This window comes from Bradyrhizobium sp. AC87j1 (assembly GCF_002936975.1).
Lineage (GTDB): Bacteria > Pseudomonadota > Alphaproteobacteria > Rhizobiales > Xanthobacteraceae > Bradyrhizobium > Bradyrhizobium shewense.
Genome location: NZ_PTFE01000083.1, coordinates 1 through 16,415 on the forward strand (window position 1 = coordinate 1; position 16,415 = coordinate 16,415).

Annotated in this window: 8 protein-coding genes and 7 pseudogenes; 10 read left to right on the top strand and 5 right to left on the bottom strand. The window is 63.3% G+C overall.

What is annotated here, in order from left to right; all coding sequences use genetic code 11:
* Positions 1-532: pseudogene (locus CV770_RS31300) on the bottom strand (transposase family protein); the annotation flags it as partial.
* Between the two features lie 260 nt (positions 533-792).
* Complete coding sequence (istB, locus tag CV770_RS31305; RefSeq protein WP_502693626.1) at positions 793-1,506, bottom strand: IS21-like element helper ATPase IstB; 714 nt, start codon at positions 1,504-1,506, stop codon at positions 793-795.
* Between the two features lie 79 nt (positions 1,507-1,585).
* Here istB and CV770_RS31310 point away from each other — a divergent pair, with 79 nt between their 5' ends.
* Entirely contained in the window at positions 1,586-1,879 is a 294-nt protein-coding gene (locus CV770_RS31310) for a hypothetical protein (protein WP_161500040.1), read from the top strand.
* Between the two features lie 84 nt (positions 1,880-1,963).
* Here CV770_RS31310 and CV770_RS44310 read toward each other — a convergent pair.
* Positions 1,964-2,095 (bottom strand): annotated as a pseudogene (locus tag CV770_RS44310) (hypothetical protein); the annotation flags it as partial.
* Between the two features lie 167 nt (positions 2,096-2,262).
* On the opposite strand from CV770_RS44310, the pseudogene CV770_RS31315 reads away from it, so the two are divergent.
* Positions 2,263-2,663 (top strand): annotated as a pseudogene (locus CV770_RS31315) (transposase); the annotation flags it as partial.
* Positions 2,664-2,902: 239 nt separating this feature from the next.
* On the opposite strand, the pseudogene CV770_RS31320 reads toward CV770_RS31315, so the two are convergent.
* Positions 2,903-3,166, bottom strand: a pseudogene (locus tag CV770_RS31320) (transposase); the annotation flags it as partial.
* A 154-nt stretch (positions 3,167-3,320) separates the two neighbouring features.
* Here CV770_RS31320 and CV770_RS31325 point away from each other — a divergent pair.
* The 3 genes and pseudogenes from CV770_RS31325 (at position 3,321) to CV770_RS31335 (ending at position 5,648) form a co-directional block, all read left to right on the top strand.
* A pseudogene (locus CV770_RS31325) lies at positions 3,321-4,650 on the top strand (IS30 family transposase).
* Between the two features lie 40 nt (positions 4,651-4,690).
* A pseudogene (locus CV770_RS31330) lies at positions 4,691-4,989 on the top strand (integrase core domain-containing protein); the annotation flags it as partial.
* An 11-nt stretch (positions 4,990-5,000) separates the two neighbouring features.
* Positions 5,001-5,648 carry an IS66 family transposase gene (locus CV770_RS31335; protein WP_283811419.1) on the top strand — a complete coding sequence of 216 codons (648 nt, stop codon included), beginning with the start codon at positions 5,001-5,003 and terminating at the stop codon, positions 5,646-5,648.
* Between the two features lie 301 nt (positions 5,649-5,949).
* Here CV770_RS31335 and CV770_RS31340 read toward each other — a convergent pair.
* A pseudogene (locus CV770_RS31340) lies at positions 5,950-7,051 on the bottom strand (IS110 family RNA-guided transposase).
* Positions 7,052-7,428: 377 nt separating this feature from the next.
* Between CV770_RS31340 and CV770_RS31345 the strand changes: the two are divergent.
* The 5 genes from CV770_RS31345 to CV770_RS31365 are packed head-to-tail and all read left to right on the top strand — an operon-like array spanning position 7,429 to position 16,402.
* Positions 7,429-7,704 (top strand): hypothetical protein, encoded by a 276-nt coding sequence (locus tag CV770_RS31345; RefSeq protein ID WP_146101380.1) that lies wholly within the window; start codon positions 7,429-7,431, stop codon positions 7,702-7,704.
* 43 nt (positions 7,705-7,747) lie between these two features.
* Positions 7,748-9,115, top strand: coding sequence for a class I adenylate-forming enzyme family protein (locus tag CV770_RS31350; protein ID WP_201760123.1), 1,368 nt, complete (start codon positions 7,748-7,750; stop codon positions 9,113-9,115).
* Positions 9,112-9,855: an SDR family NAD(P)-dependent oxidoreductase gene (locus CV770_RS31355; RefSeq protein WP_104465106.1), complete on the top strand. Its 744-nt coding sequence runs from the start codon at positions 9,112-9,114 to the stop codon at positions 9,853-9,855. The genes CV770_RS31350 and CV770_RS31355 overlap by 4 nt, the downstream gene beginning before the upstream one ends.
* Positions 9,849-10,211, top strand: a complete 363-nt coding sequence (locus CV770_RS31360; protein ID WP_104465107.1) for an acyl carrier protein — start codon at positions 9,849-9,851, stop codon at positions 10,209-10,211. Before CV770_RS31355 ends, CV770_RS31360 begins: the two co-directional genes overlap by 7 nt.
* Positions 10,208-16,402 carry a type I polyketide synthase gene (locus CV770_RS31365; protein WP_104465108.1) on the top strand — a complete coding sequence of 2,065 codons (6,195 nt, stop codon included), beginning with the start codon at positions 10,208-10,210 and terminating at the stop codon, positions 16,400-16,402. The genes CV770_RS31360 and CV770_RS31365 overlap by 4 nt, the downstream gene beginning before the upstream one ends.
* Positions 16,403-16,415: the final 13 nt, after the last annotated feature.

The following is a 16,415-nucleotide window of genomic DNA, read 5'->3' on the forward strand; positions in this document are numbered from 1 at the left end:
GGAGCGGCGGCGCAGCTCGCGCTTGATGACACCGAAGACGCCGCGCTTTTGGCCTGAGATGAAGACGCGACGCGGATTTTGTGCGTCGTGGCCGCGGTATCCCTTGTCGACATAGGCCCGCTCGATCGCACAGCCGGTGAGTGTCTCGGTGCGGTCCATAACGTCCCGCAACGTGTGACCGTCGTAAGGGTGTCGGGCAGCGACCTGGCATGCAGCACGAACAGGCCACCGGGGGCGCGGCGATTGTTGGTAACGTGGAGGCCTTCACGCCGAACTCGTAAGGTGCGGCGGCCTTGCCCTTGCCGATGCACTCCACCTCCGGGGCATGGAAAGAATAAAGCTTGAAGCCGCGCTGGCGCTGCTGCTGCGAGCGGATCTGCGTGGCCCGGCCAAGCGGGAGGGCGAACGCCTCCTCCAGCGTCGCCTGGCCTTCGATCTTGCGGCGAATGTCGCGGATGATCCGCCCCAGCCGGCTGCGCAGGATACGCAGCTGCCGTTGATGCCGGTTGAACTGTTTGGCATGTGCGTAACGGTGCGTATTCCAAGGATGGTGATCAGGTGTTCCAGACGATGGTGATCGCGGATTCCAGATGATCGTGACTGGAGACGAACACGACTGACGATTTTAAAGTGTGATGGAAATGGTCTCCTCGTCAAGGCTGGTGGGGCTGGCTTGGAGATCGTCTCGGCGGTTCATGGGAGGGCCCCGTGCGAGGCGCGGGAGTGCCCACGAGCGACGGAGCGACGCGCGGGGGGGCCTGTGGGCCGGCGGGACGATCGCGCGTGAGGTAGTCACGCCTTTTTCCTTTCGCTGGCCTGCCGGCGCAGGCTGTCGCCTTTGAGCTCGAGGCGGTGGGCATTGTGAATGATGCGATCCAATATCGCGTCACCGAGGGTGGGATCGGCAATGACGTCATGCCATTGCGACACGGGGACCTGACTTGTGATCAATAAGGATCCCTTGTCGTAGCGGTCATCGACGATCTCCAGCAGATCGCGACGCTGGTCGGCGGTGAGCGGTTCAAGTCCCCAGCCGTCGAGGATGAGGAGATTGACACGCTCAAGCGCGGCGATCAGGCGCAGACGGCCTTCGCCACGCGCCTGGGCGAGATCGGCGAACAGGCGGGATGCCCGCTTGTAGAGGACGGAGAAGCCGTCGCGGCAGGCTTTGTTGCCGAGCGCAGAGGCAAGCCAGGACTTGCCGATGCCGGTTGGGCCGACAATGACCAGGTGGTTGGCATCACGGATCCATTGGCAGGTAGCGAGGGTCTGGAAGAGCGAACGATCGAGGCCGCGGGCGGTGCGATAGTCGACGTTCTCGATAGCGGCAGTTTGACGGAGCTTGGCACTGGTCAAGCGCCGCATGAGGCGGCGGTTGTCGCGGGCGGTGACCGCGCGATCGACTAGGAGGCCGAGCCAATCGGGGTGCGGCATCCCGGCCGCCTCGGGATTGTTCTGCAGTTCGACGAGGGTATCGGCCATGGCGGCGAGGCCGAGGGCGCGCAATCGACAGTGGGGTGAATGAGCACGATGATCTCCTGATCAGTTGTAGTAGCTGCGGCCACGGATGTTGGCGTGGAAGAGGATGGGCGCGCTCCTCGGTGGGAGGAGCGGTTCTGTCGGTGCCGTTCTTGAGGATGGCGGCGACCGATTTGTAGGAACGGGCGTTGAGCAGAAGGGCACGGGCGCAGGCGGCGTCGACGCGCTCCTGGCCATAGCGCTTGACCAGGGAGAGAATGCCGATGGCGGAGCGGAAGCCCTGTTCCGGATGCGGCCGCGACCGCAGGATGACGTCGATCAGCGTCTCGGCATCGGGACCGACCTTGGCGGCTTCGGAACGAATGCGCTCATGGGTCCAGTCGCGATAGCGGCGATGTGAGCTCGGCATATGCTCGGGAATCGTGGGGCGATGCGGCAAGGTGCTGCGCAGATGCGACGCCACTCGCTTGCCGCGGAGGAAAATCTCGACGGTCTTTTGGGTGATGCGAGTCTCGACCTCCTGATGCACAAGGTTGTGAGGAACGCTCATGCCGACGCTGTAGTGCAGGCGTAGAACTTCACGAATATGGCGCATGGACAGTCTCTCGGTCGGCATCTCGATCCTCTGCGGTTAGGCAAAAGACCAAGCTACCCGGGTTGCAGACACTCAGCCGTGCGCGCCTCCTGGTTGCCCTCCATCGCGATCGCTGGAAATAGCGATCACGATCGTCTGGAAATGGTGATCACGATGGCCTGGAATCGATGATCACGATCGGCTGGAACGCGCACCGACTGATGACAATCCCTGGTATCGGCGCATTGGGTGCGACCGCTGTACTTGCCGCGATCGGTGATGGGCTGCAGTTTCGCAAGGCCCGCGACCTTGCTGCCTGGCTGGGGTTAGTGCCCAGGCAATACTCGACGGGCGGAAAACAGACGTTGCTTGGCGTCAGCAAACGCGGCAACCGTTATGTGAGAAAGCTTTTAGGGCATGGCGCGCGATCCTGCTTCCGGCATTTGGACCGGAGGCGCGATCGCCTCGGAAGCTGGCTCGACGGGCTCCAGGCTCGGATGCATCCGAACAAGGCCGTTGTCGCTCTAGCCGCCAAGATGGCCCGCATTGTCTGGGTGGTCTTGAACAAGCTGGAGCTCTCTACGAACGCAGAGATCCTGCTTTCACCTGACGCTTCTGGCTTCGATTGCAAGGCTCGGGAACAGTGATGACGAAACAGTGGATCAACATGCCGTAAGCCCTGTGCAAAAAAGCGGGCTTCGTGCCCGAACCATTTATTGGGAACGGCGTGCGCGGATCTCATCATGGCCTGGCTGCAACCGCAGTCCACTCGCGAGAGGCCGGAGTCATCTATGCAACTGGAAGCGTCATTTTTGCTGTTACGAACCCTTGCACGGACGGGGCGGACCATACATTCTTTCCCAGGAGGTCTTTCAGCGCCGCGTTGTCCAGCATGGCGTCGGCCAGGAGCCGCTTCAGCTTCGTGTTCTCGTCCTCCAGCGTCCTCAGCCGCTTGGCCTCGGAGACATCCATCCCGCCGAACTTGGCCTTCCATTTGTAGATGCTGGCGTCGCTGACGCCATACTTGCGGCACAGATCGACGACCGAAACGCCGGCCTCGTGCTCCTTCAAAATCCCGATGATCTGCTCTTCCGAAAAGCGGCTGCGCTTCATGCTCTGGTCCTTGTCGTGGGCCAGAGCGAACTTCAAGCTGGATTAAGCCCGTGGGGCAAGGTCAGGCGGATTCAAACGGTCGTCGCAACACCCTGAAGTTGGAGGTTGCGATGAAGTTGTAAGTCGACGTTCGGCGCGGTCAGGACGTGCGCCATTGCCATCGCCTGGCCGGCCGTGTGCGGCGGGACGCAAGGAACAGAATAGATTTTGGAAGGCGATTGCCACAGGGCAGAGCAGCGAAGATGCTGCGCTTGAGGCTGGATTATCGCAACCCGTCGGAAGCAGATTGTTCCGAAAGGCAGGCGGCATGCCACCAGCGATGTTCAGATCTTCGGCCGAGCCTCTCTCCGGGCGCTACCTTTCACTGGCTGAACGCGAGGAGATCGCTCTTCTAATGGTGCAGGGCCATTCCATACAGGAGATCGGGCGCCGCTTGGGACGGGCTGCTTCGACGGTCTCCCGTGAACTGCGGCGGAACGCCGCCACCCGCGGCGGCGGGTTGGAATATCGGGCAACAACTGCCCAATGGCATGCAGACCGATCTGCCCGCCGGCCCAAGTCGACCAAGCTTGCGCTCAACGCAACCTTGCTGCACTTATGTGGCGGAGGGACTTGCCGGCGGCGTTGTAGCCCCGAGCGGAGCTTGTATTCCGGGCCCCGCCGTTCGGTGGAACGGCCGCCGCCATGGCCGGCGAAAGGATCGACGATGGGCCAAGGCATGGAGTCCCGAGCAGATTGCCCGACGCTTGCCGATCGACTTCCCGGACGACAAGACGATGCGCATCAGCCACGAAGCCATCTATTAGGCTCTCTTCGTTCAGGGCCGCGGTGTATTACGCAGCGAACTGACGGCCTGCTTGCGAACCGGACGTGTGCTGCGCGTGCCCAGGGGGCGCGTACGCAGGCGGGGCAAGGGCTTTGTCTCGCCGGAGATCATGATCAGTGAGCGCCCCGCTGAAGCGGCCGATCGAGCCGTGCCGGGACATTGGGAGGGAGACCTCATCCTCGGTCTTGGCAGCTCGGCGATCGGCACGTTGGTCGAACGCATGACGCGCTTCACAATGCTATTGCACCTTCCCCGATTAGCCGGGCATGGCGAAGCTCCGCGCAAGAAGAACGGACCTGCGCTTGCGGGACACGGGGCGGAAGCCGTGCGTGACGCGATCTCGCGCACCATCATCACTTTGCCCGAAGAACTACGTCGGACGCTGACTTGGGATCAAGGAGCCGAAATGGCTCAGCACGACCGCCTCAAGATCGATGCGGGCATCCAAGTCTACTTCTGCGACCCGCAAAGCCCTTGGCAGCGCGGCACTAACGAGATCACCAACGGGTTGCTGCGGCAGTACTTTCCGAAAGGCACAGACCTGAGCATCCACAGCGCCGACGAGATATCCGCTGTAGCAGCGGCCCTCAACGCCCGACCGAGAAAGACACTGGGCTGGAAAACGCCGGCAGAAGCGCTTGACGAATTACTGTCATGAGTGAAAACAATTGGTGTTGCGACGACCGTTCGAATCCGCCCAATACGTCTCTATCAAGTACACCGAACGCCTGGCTGAAGCTGGCATCGAGCCATCCGTCGGCAGCGTCGGAGATTCCTATGACAACGCTCTCGCCGAAACCATCAACGGCCTCTACAAGGCCGAGGTGATCATCGGCCTGGGCCATGGCGCAGCTTCGAGGCTGTCGAGTTCGCCACCCTGGAATGGGTCGACTGGTTCAACAACCGACGGCTCCTGGAGCCCATCGGAAACATCCCGCCGACCGAAGCCGAGCAACGCTACTACGCCATGCTGGAACAATCCTCAATGGCGGCATAACTTAAACCAAATTGCCTCCGGCAAACCCGGGGCGGTTCAGTTATGATCGGCTGACCGAAGTCGCTCGACTGCAAGGGCCTTGGACGGTCGTGCGTTGCTGGAGCCACTTGCGCCGGCGCTTCGTCAAATTGGTGCGCAACAGCAAGTCGCCGATCGCCGAGGCCGCCGTTCGGCACATCGCACAGCATTACGCCATCGAAGCCATGGTGCGCGGTGCATCGCCGGACATCCGACTCGCCGCGAGAAGGGAGCATTCGTTGGCTCTCGTCGCCACTTTGAAAATGTGGTTCGAGAAGCAGCTGTCGATGATCTCCAGCGGCTCGACACTCGCCGAAGACATCCGCTATGCGCTGAATCACTGGCAGGGTCTGACCCGCTTTCTCGAAGACGGGCGCCTCGAGCTCGACACCAACCCGGTCGAGAACGCCTTCCGGCCAGTTTGCCTGACCAGGAAACATGCGCTCTTCGCCGGTCACGAAATCGGGGCAGAAAACTGGGCCTTGCTCGCGTCGATCGTCGCCACCTGCAAGCTCAACGACGTCAACCCGGTTGCCTACATCACCGAAACACTCGAGGCGATCATCGACGGCCATCCCCATAACAGGATCGAAGACCTCATGCCGTGGCGATTCAGCAAATCGTCAAGCCAACCCCAATAAGGGTCCCAGCTAAGCGCTCTGATGTCCTTTTGCAAGACCCAATCGCGCGTCAATTTACCCGCACCGATCTCCCGGTCGGTTCTCATCACTGAAGTGCCTATCGGAGGAGACGTGGCCTGGGACGTAGGTGAACAAGCTCTGATGCGCGGATTGGGTACCGCAGTCCATGTATTCGTCCGGGGCTGGTCCTCTCTTACAGCGGGCGTCGGCATTGCCGGCCACAAAGCGTTGCCGGGAATTCCCCATTCAACGCCACGTCCCCACCGATAGACAACGATAACGATAGCGGGTGAGCCGTAGGTCAGGTCGCCGCCAGCTCATCGTCTATTCTTGCGATGGCCCACATGAAGGCAGCAAGCTCGCGAGCGACCGCGGTCACCGCCACGGTGCTGCGCTTGCCGCGAGCAACGAGGGCTCGGTAACGCTTGGTCAAACGCGCCTGGGCCTTCCATGCAATCTCTCGCACGACCTCAGGCATGTGCCGGCTTGCGAAGTACTTTCGTTTCCCTAACTTGGCCGGATAGCGGTAGGTCCAGGCGGTCTCAGCTAAAACCCGGCGCACTCTGGCATTTCCGGTCTTGGTGATGCCACCACGGCGTACGGCATCACCGGTCGAGCGTTCCGAAGGTACAAGGCCGAGATAGGCCATGAACTGCCGCGGGTTCGCGAAGCGGCGGACGTCACCGACCTCAACCATGAAGGTCGCTGCGCAAATGAGCCGGACCCCGCGCAAAGCCTGCAAGCGTTCGACCACCGGTGTAAGCGGCCAGTCAAGCATGCTGTCTTCGATCGCCTTTTCCAAACGCAATACTCTTTCCCGGCACTGCGACTCCGCGACGATCAACTCCTGCAGGACAGTTTGCTGGCGCGAATACGCAAAGCTGAGTCCGTGCATCCACTTAAAGTACTTCGTTCCCCAGGCTTTCAAGCCGGGAAAAATCTTGCCATGTCGCAACAGAAAGGATCGGATCTCCTGTCGTTTGCAGTCCGATCCTTCACCGCCGCCTCCCGCGCACGGATCAAGTCACGCATAGCTTCATGCGCTGCGTCCGGAGTCCAGATCTCCGTCAGTTCGCCGGCACGGAACAAGCGGGCAAGCTTCTCGGCATCCCGGCGCTTTGTTTTGATCCGATCAACGGGCTTGTGTGGAATCAGCGACGGGGCAATGACAGCACATTCATGGCCAAGTGTTTCGATCTCTCGCTTCAGCCCATATCCCGTCGGCCCAGCCTCATAGCAAAATCTCAAACGTAAACCTGGCCGCGCGAGCTTGCGGACGAGCCGTCCTACCGACGCGTTGTCAGAGCATATTCCTCGCCGTTGCGCCCGCTCTCGGCAACCGCAACTGCATGTCGATCTTTGGAAACATCCAAACCTACGAAAAGGGCGTTATTGTCTTCCACGGTTCGTCCTCCTGGCGTGAGGATAGGCTTCTTGAGCAACCCTCGTTCAACACCGCCAGTGTAGGGCGAACCACCCACCGCCGCATTCCAGAAAGGACATACGGTCTTACGACGGTCTCCGCGCTTGCGCTAACTCTGCGTACTGTGTGAAGCGCGCGCACGGCGTCCCGCAGACTAGTTTGCAGTTCGGTAATGATCTGTACTGGGGCACCTTATGAAGGGCTGCTCGGCGAGCTTGCGGTAGGAGGTCAGATGCTTGCGCAAGCTACAAGACCTGACAGGTAGCGCTGACTCGTCTGCTCGATAACCTGGACGCGCCCAAACTTAATTCGTCGGACTGGACCTCCCAAACAGGGTTCGACGAGGGGAGAAGCACGATGGAAAAAATAGAAAACAAGCCGAAACACCTTCGGGCCGTCGACAGTGCGAGCGCGCGATATCAACATTGGGTCCAGTCGATGAGCGAATTCCACGACATGGTCCAGATGCTTTCGTCGTATTCCCTGGCGTGGATCGATGCGCAAAAATCGGTGCTGGACCTGTACCGTTCGATCCTGTCTTCTGCAGGCGGCCGCGACGGAATCGTGCCGCAAGTGAGCGACGCGGGTGCGAGGTATCTGCTGCAGGCAGCGCGGGGCTGGTCGCGCGATTGAACCAGCCGGCTAGCCTTGTCTTCATTCTTGCGGGAGAGCCGCGATGGCAATGGACTTCACGAGTCTGCTCACGTCGTTTGGAAGCCGGCATTGCTTGGTGACCTCGGACGCGAGCGTGAGCTACGAGGAAATTGCTGCGCGCATACGTGGCTGGCAAGCGCAATTGTCGAAGCTGGGATGCCGCGCTGGGCAAGTCTTTGCCGTGCGCAGCGACTATTCCAGCGAGGCCTGCGCGCTGCTTCTCGCGATCACCGCGATAGGCGCCATCGTGGTGCCGCTGTCGCCGTCGGGCGCGGCGAAGACAGAGGAGTACTTGGAAGTCGGACAGGTCGAAGGCGTCTTCGTCCTACCGCGAAGCGGACAGTGGACATTTGATGAGCGGGCGGTGCCATTGCCGCGGCACGAATTGATCACCCAGCTAGGTCGCGAAGGCGCGCCAGGGCTGATCCTTTTCAGTTCAGGCTCCACGGGGCGCAGCAAGGCGTCGCTGCTGAATTTCCAGAAGCTCACCCAGAGATTGGGGCAGAAGCCTGGACGCGCCTACAGGACACTGGCCTTCCTGTTGCTGGATCACATCGGCGGCATCAACACCCTGCTCAACGTTCTGGGCCATGGCGGGACCGTCGTGACACCCGCAAGCCGGACACCGAACGCGGTGTGTGAAGCCATCAAACGCCACCGCGTGCAGTTGCTTCCGACCAGTCCCACGTTCCTCAACATGCTCCTCATATCAGAGGCTTACAAGGAGCACGATCTTTCCTCGCTTGAATTGATCACCTACGGAACTGAGCCGATGCCAGAGGCGACGCTCGCGGCCTTGCGCGATGCGTTTCCGCGAGTCAGGCTGAAACAGACCTACGGCCTGTCCGAGCTCGGCATCATGCCCACACAATCGAAGAGCTCGGACTCGCTCTGGATGAAGCTCGGCAGCGACGGCTTCGAGCACAAGATCGTCGACGGCATTCTCTGGATCCGCTCCAGCTCCGCGATGCTCGGATACCTCAACGCCCCATCACCATTCGACGCCGAGGGCTGGTTCAACACACAGGACATGGTCGAGACCGATGGTGACTACGTGCGCGTGCTTGGACGACGCTCGGAAATCATTAACGTGGGCGGAGAGAAGGTCTATCCGAGCGAAGTCGAGAGCGTCCTGCTCGCGGCTGGCAACGTGCGAGACGTGACCGTGTCGGCCAAGGCGAACGCGATCACCGGGCAGGTGGTGTCGGCGCGCGTGAGCCTGATCGCGCCGGAAGACGCCACAGTCGCGGCATCGCGATTGCTCTGCTTCTGCGAAAGTCGACTCGAACGCTACAAGGTCCCGGTGAAGATCAACATCAGCGACGATGACCATCACGGCGACCGGTTCAAGAAGAACCGCTTCGCCGCGATCGAGGGGGAGGCGCAATGAGCGCGATACATGGCGAACCGGTCATCGTGAGCGGCGGCAGTCGCGGCCTAGGCTTGGCCTTGGTTCGCGCGTTCCTGAGCTCGGGCAGGCGGGTCGCGAGCTTCAGCCGCTCGCCTACAGCGCAGGTGCAGACGGCTGCCGCGGAGCCAGCCCAGCATGACCGCTTCTATTGGGAGCAGGTCGACGGCACCGACGCGGCCGCCATCCACGACTTCGTCGGGGCGGTTGGCGCCAAGTGGGGCGGCATCGGCGCACTGATCAACAACGCGGGCGTCGGCGCAGATGGCATGCTGGCCCTAATGCGGCAGGACGATGTCGAGCGCACAATCTCGCTCAACCTCGGCGGGACCGTGCTACTGACGCAGGCCTGTTCGAAGTGGATGATTCGCGCAAATCGGGGAGCCATAGTCAATATCTCCTCAGTGAATGCGATTCGCGGCCATACCGGCGTCGCCGTCTACAGCGCCACCAAAGCAGCGGTTGATGGCCTGACCCGAAGCCTCGCACGCGAGCTGGGCCCGCGCGGCATCCGGGTCAATTCGGTGGCTCCCGGCTATTTTGAAAGCGACATGGTCAAGGAGCTCAGCGATACGGCGCGCGAGCGGATCATCCGGCGCACGCCGCTCGGGCGGATGGCGAAGATCAGCGACATCGCGAATGTCGTCCAATTTCTCGTGTCGGATCAGGCGGCTTTCGTCACCGGCCAAGTCATTGTCGTGGACGGAGGAATTACATGCTGAAGGAAGGAATAGACGCGGCGCACGTGAGCAGCCTGGTGCATGCCGCCATCACGCGCATCATGGAGCTTCGCGGTCTTCCCGCGAAGGGCCTGCAGGGGTATGACAAGCTCAGTGCGAGCCTGGGGCTGCGCTCGCTGGACCTGGCGGAGCTCGTGTTCGAGCTCGAATCGGTGTTCGGCGTGGATCCGTTCCAGAAGCTCGTGCCGATCACCTCGGTGCGCACCGTTGATGATCTCGTGGGCGCTTATCGGAGGCTGTTCGATCCCAACGGCGGCCCGGCCCACGACATGAAGGAACTCTTCCAGGCGCAGCAGGCAAGCCAGAGCCGGCGCGAGAAGGGGGAGACGCGGCAATGACCACGGAGCCTGCCCGCGAGAGGGGCATCGCGATCATCGGGATCGCCTGCCGGTTTCCTGGGGCAGGCGACTGGCGATCCTTCTGGAAGAACCTTGTCGACGGTGTCGAGTCAATCACGTTCTTCGACGACGACGCCCTGCTGAAGGCGGGCGTGGCTCCGGACGTCCTGCGCGACCCGCAGTACGTGAAGGCTGCCCCAGTGATCGCCGACTTCGATCGGTTCGATGCCGGGTTCTTCGAGTATTCACCGCGCGAGGCTCGCGCCACCGATCCGCAGCAGCGTCTGTTCCTCGAGGTCGCCTGGGAAGCCTTCGAGGATGCCGGGTACCGCCCGCAAGGCTTGGACGCGGCAGTGGGTGTCTTCGCCGGCGCGGGCGGCGTGGTGAGCAGCTATTTCGCTTCGAACCCGAGCCTGCACGGCTCAACCGGCGGCGTGGAGCACATCGGTAACGACAAGGACTTCATCGCGACGAGGGTATCGTACAAGCTCGATCTGACGGGCCCGAGCCTGACCGTGCAGACGGCCTGCTCGACGTCAATGGTGGCTGTCACCCTGGCTTGCCGCAGCATTATGAGCGGCGAGTGCGATATGGCCATGGCAGGCGCGGCATGCATTCGCGTGCCTCACCATGGTGGGTACTATTACCGCCAAGGCGACATCCAGTCCCCCGATGGCCACTGCAGGGCCTTCGACGCGGCCGCGCAGGGAACCGTGTTCGGCAGCGGGGTCGCGGCTGTCCTGCTCAAGCACGTGGAGGATGCGATCGCCGACGGCGACCACATCTATGCCGTCATCCGCGGCTCGGCGATCAACAACGATGGTGCGGCCAAGATCAGCTACACGGCATCGAGCGTGAGCGGTCAGGCGAAGGCGATGCTGGAGGCGTTCGACAGGGCCGGCGTGACGCCGGGCGCCATCGACTACGTCGAGACGCACGGCACCGGGACCGTCCTTGGCGATCCGCTGGAGATCGAGGCACTGACACGTGTGTTCCGCACCGACACTACGCGAACCGGCTTTTGCGCCATAGGCTCCGTCAAGACCAACATCGGCCACCTGGAGCAAGCTGCGGGCCTGGCCAGCCTCATTAAGGTCGCCCTCGCGCTGCATCACGGGAAGATCCCGCCCAGCCTGAACTTCAACTCACCCAATCCTAAGATCGCTTTCCCGGAAACACCGTTCTTCGTGAACACCGAGCTGCGCGATTGGCCGAGCAATGGCTCGCGCAAGCTGGCCGCCGTCAATACGCTGGGGCTCGGCGGGACGAATGCTTTCGCGATTCTCGAGGAGGCGCCCCCCGCGATAGCAGCCCCCGCACCCGGAGCAGATCGCCCGTTACATGTGTTGCCGTTGGCGGCCCGTTCGGAGGCCGCCCTGCGGAGTCTGATCGAGCGCTGGCGCCTGCACATCGGCAAGTCGAGTCATGTGGTGGCGGACCAGTGCTATACCGCCGGCACAGGGCGGGCTCAATTGGACTTTCGCTTCACGGCCATCGGGGGCACGCGCGAGCAGTTGGTCGAGCAACTGACGCAAGTCGCCCCTCATTCCGTGGGTATCCGCGCGGGGCCGCGGCCGCTGGCGTTCCTATTTACCGGGCAGGGGTCGCAGTACCCGGGGATGAGCGCGGAACTGTTTCGCACACAACCTGTCTTTCGCGCCGCGCTCGAACGCTGCGAAGCGCTGTCACGGCCGCAGCTCGAGGTCCCCTTGCTGGAGCTCATCTTCGGCGGCGACGGCGGACACGAGTTCATCCACCAGACCGCGTACACGCAACCGGCGCTCTTCGCCGTGGAATGGGCACTGACGCAGCTGTGGCGGTCGTGGGGCGTCGAGCCGGACGCAGTCATCGGGCACAGTGTCGGCGAATATGTCGCGGCCTGCGTGGCCGGCGTCTATGAGCTCGAGGCCGCGCTCGCGCTGATCGTCGCGCGCGGACGGCTGATGCAATCCTTACCCGCGGGCGGAGCAATGGCGGCGCTGTTTGCCGACGGCCCGGCTGTGGAAGCCCTGCTGCCAAGGAAGATGGGTCGCCACCTCGGCATTGCCGCCTACAACTCGCCCGACAACACTGTCATATCGGGCACTGCATCGGCGGTCGCACAGGCGCTCAATCTGGCCGCGCAGGCGGGCGTGCCGGCGAGGCAGCTGACCGTCTCGCATGCATTCCATTCGCCCCTCATGAAACCGATCTTGGGCGACTTGGAGACGCTTGCCGCGAGCCACGCGGCGAATAAGCCCAAGCTCGCGCTGGTCGACAACCTCAGGGGTATGCAGATGATCGACGCGCCGACGCCGCACTATTGGAGCGAGCACTCATTGAAGCCGGTGCGATTTGCCGAGGGCGTGCGCACGCTGGCCTCGATGGGCATCGTTGACTTCCTTGAGATCGGGCCTGGTTCCACCCTCGTCTCGCTGGCGCAGCAGACGCTCGGCGACGCGGGCGGTGCCAAGCGGCGCTACCTGAGCTCTATCGGCAAGGACCAGGAATGGAGCCAGCTCGCGCAGGCGGTCGGCGCGTTGTGGCGCAGTGGCGTCCCAGTCGACTGGCGCGGGTTCGATGCAGCCTATGCGCGGCGCCGGGTGTCCGCTCCCACCTATCCGTTCGAGCGCGAGCGCTATTGGATTGAGCGCGTGCAATGGTCCGCGCCCGCGGGACAGGAAGGGTTGCTGGGGCAGCGGCTGAAGTCGCCGCTGCCGGCTTGGCAGTTCGAGACGGTGTATGACCTGGACCGGCTGCCCTGGCTCACCGATCACCGCATCTTCGGCCATGCCGTGCTACCCTTGACGGCGGGGTTGGTGACGTTGACCGAAGCCGCACGGATGCGCCTCAGCTCAGCGGCCGTTGCCGTCGTGTCGCTCACCTACGGCGCGGCGATGGTGATTCCCGATGCCGGGTCGCTTGTGGTCCAGGCATTGCTGTCCAGCGAAAGCGATGGCTTCGGTGCCGAGATCGCGAGCCTTGACCCTGCCGATGGCGGTGAATGGCAGCAGCACATGGCCGGGCGAATCGAGGGTGTGCAGGCGCGCGGCCTCGAGGACCTGCCGGGGCCTCTCGCGGAGTCGCTGGGCATCGAACGCATGCGGGCGGTGGCGCCGCAGGACTACTACGCCGCCATCCAGTCGCTCGGCTTTGGATACGGCCCGGGATTCCGCGGGATTGCCGAGCTGTGGCTGGGCGACGGGGTTGCGGTCGGCAAGGTCGCCTTGCCGGCTCACCTGAGGGCATCGGCGCATGAGCTGCACCCAGCGTTGCTCGACGCCTGCCTGCACACCTACCCCGCGGTGCTGCCGGACTACCGGGACATGGCCCACCTGCCGCCGGCATCCGACGGCACTTACCTGCCGATCTCGATCGAGCGATTCGAGATCTATCGCCCCGGCCTCGATCGCGCCTGGGTGGCCTGCAGCCTGCGCGAAGAAAGTGATGCTGGGAGAACCGGATTCACTGTCGACATTGGGGTCTTCACGGAGGACGGGACCGCTGTCGCGCTCATGGCCGGCCTGAATGTCAGACGACTGACGCACCGGGTCATCGCTCCCGAAAGTTCCGCTTCCATCGTCCAGTCGCTCTACGCGGTGCAATGGATCGAGAAGCCGGCGCTGGCGGCGCCGGCGGCCGAGCCCCGCGGCGGCTGGTTCATCCTCGGCGACCCGGGCGGGCCGGCTGAAGTGCTGGCCCAAAGGCTGGCCCAGCGGAATCTTTCGGCCACGGTTCAGGACCCCCGGGGCTGGACGAAAGCGGCGGATCCGGACAACGCGATCCGGCAGGCAGCGAAGCAGCCGGGTGGGCTGCACGGCGTCGTGCTGATGCACGCGCTGGATGTGCAGACCTCCGGGAACATGAGCGGCGAAGAGATGGCGGCGGCCGAAGCGCATTGCTGCCGGACTGCATTGCAGGTCATGAAGGTGCTGGCCGCCCCGGCCGAGAGCGGTGAGCTGGTGCCGCGGGTCTGGATCGTCACGCGGACGAGCCAGTCGCCCGGGCCCAAGGAGACGGGAGGCGATCCGCTACATGCATCGCTGTGGGGCCTTGGCCGAGTCGCAGCGCTGGAGCACCCGGAACTCTGGGGCGGCATGATCGACCTCGGCGACGAGGGCGACGTGGACGGCTTGATCAACGAACTACTCGGAAGCGACGGCGAGACGGAGATTGCATTGCGAGAAAGCAGGCGCTACGCGCCTCGGCTTGTGCAGGAGCAATCGGCCGCGGATGGCGACCATGGTATTCGACCGTCGTTCGATGCCGAATCCACCTATCTCGTCACCGGTGGACTAGGCGCTTTGGGGCTTGTGGTGGCGAACTGGCTAGTGGAGCGCCATGGCGTGCGCCACCTGGTGCTGACCGCGCGCCGGCCTCCGGGAGAGGCCGCGGCCGCCGTGCTGAAGCAGCTCCGGGACAAGGGAGCGCAGGTGGTCGTTAAGGCGACAGACATCTCGCGTGCGGACCACGTGAGCGCTCTTTTCGCCGGCATCGCGAGCGACATGCCTCGGCTGAAGGGCGTGTTCCACTGCGCGGGCCTGCTTGACGATGGCGTACTGCTGCAGATGGAGTGGGACAAGTATGTCCGGGTCACGCAGCCCAAGGTGGTAGGCGGCTGGCTCCTGCACCAAGCCACGCAAGAGCTGGACATCGATCACTTTGTTCTCTTCTCGTCGGTGCTCAGCGTCGTGGGGTCGATGGGACAGGCGAACTACGTCGCGGGCAATGCATTCCTCGACGGCCTGGCCGAGCACCGTCGCCGCGCCGGGTTGCCGGCCCAAGTCATCAACTGGGGTCCATGGGCTGAGACGGGCCTGGCGACAGAGTCGGGTAAGCGCGGCGAGTCGATCTGGAGGTCTAGGGGGACCCGGTACATACCCGCGAACGAGGGAATCAAGGCCTTGCAGGCTGTCATGTCGAGGCGACTCCAGCAGGTGGTCGTCTCGATCACCGATTGGTCGCTCTGGGCCGGGCAGTACCCTAGCATGCCCTCCTTCCTGCAAGCGGTGGCTCGCGGGAGCGACCAGGCCCCACAGCTTTCGGCCGATCGAGGCGCCATCTTCGCCCGCCTGGCTACGGCGGCCGCGGACAACCGAAAGGAGGTGCTGGTTGAAGTTGTGTCAGGACTGGCCCGCTCCATTCTTGAGATCGCCGGCGAGATCAACCCCGACCAACCCCTGCGCGAGCTCGGCCTGGACTCGCTGATCGCCATTACGCTGATCAACCGGCTCGATGCCACGCTGGGCGTGCGCCTGGCCGCGGCGACGATGCTTAAGGGACCGAGCGTGGCGCAGCTGGTCGACGAGCTGCTGCCCAAGATCAATCTCGGCTCTGCGGAGATCGCCAGACATGAAGGTGGGCGTGCCCCGGCTACCGTCATCGCCACCGCGCGGGACTCCGAATCATCGATAGGCAGGTGGCTGGTCGAGATCCGACGCAACCCGGATGCTCGATATCGGTTAATCTGCTTCCCGTTCGCCGGCGGCGGCTCGGCAGTCTATCGCGGGTGGGCCGAGAGCGCCGAACCCGATGCCGAGATCCTCGCCATCGAGCCGCCGGGCCGCCTGGCGCGCATCAACGAAGCGCCAATTACGCGTATCGAGGATTTCGTAGACACCCTGCTGCCGCAGTTGAGGGAATACTTGGATCGCCCGGTCGCATTCTTCGGCCACTGCATCGGTGGCCTAACGATGTACGAGGTCGCGCGAGCCCTGGTCGAGCGCGAGGGCGTGGTGCCCTTGCACCTGTTCGCCTCCGGGTCGCGCCCGCCGCATCGGCTCATCTGCGACGCGCCCTTCGAGGAGCGGCTGATCTCGTCGCTGCTCAAGCTACCCGCCTTCCGTCCAACGCTTCCGAGCTATCGCCAGCCGGATGGTGTGCTAGCCGAGATCCTCAGGCACTTCCGGATAGATGCGACGCTGGAGATGCTGTCCATTCCCGAGCTTCGCGAACTGGTGCTGCCGGTAGTGCGCGCAGAGTTCGAGATGGCGAGCCGGTATGTCTTCAAGCCGGCGACGCCCTGGCAGATCTCAATCACGAGCTTTCGCGGTCAGGACGACGAGTATGTGAGCCACGACGACGCAGCGGCGTGGGCGGACCTGACGGACGGGCCCTTCAATCTCCTGGTCCGCCAGGTCGACCATTTCGGGGTCGTTGAGGATCGAGGATTCATTCAAGGCGTGATCGCGCAGGCGCTCGCCCCCAAATGATCGGTGCACGAGC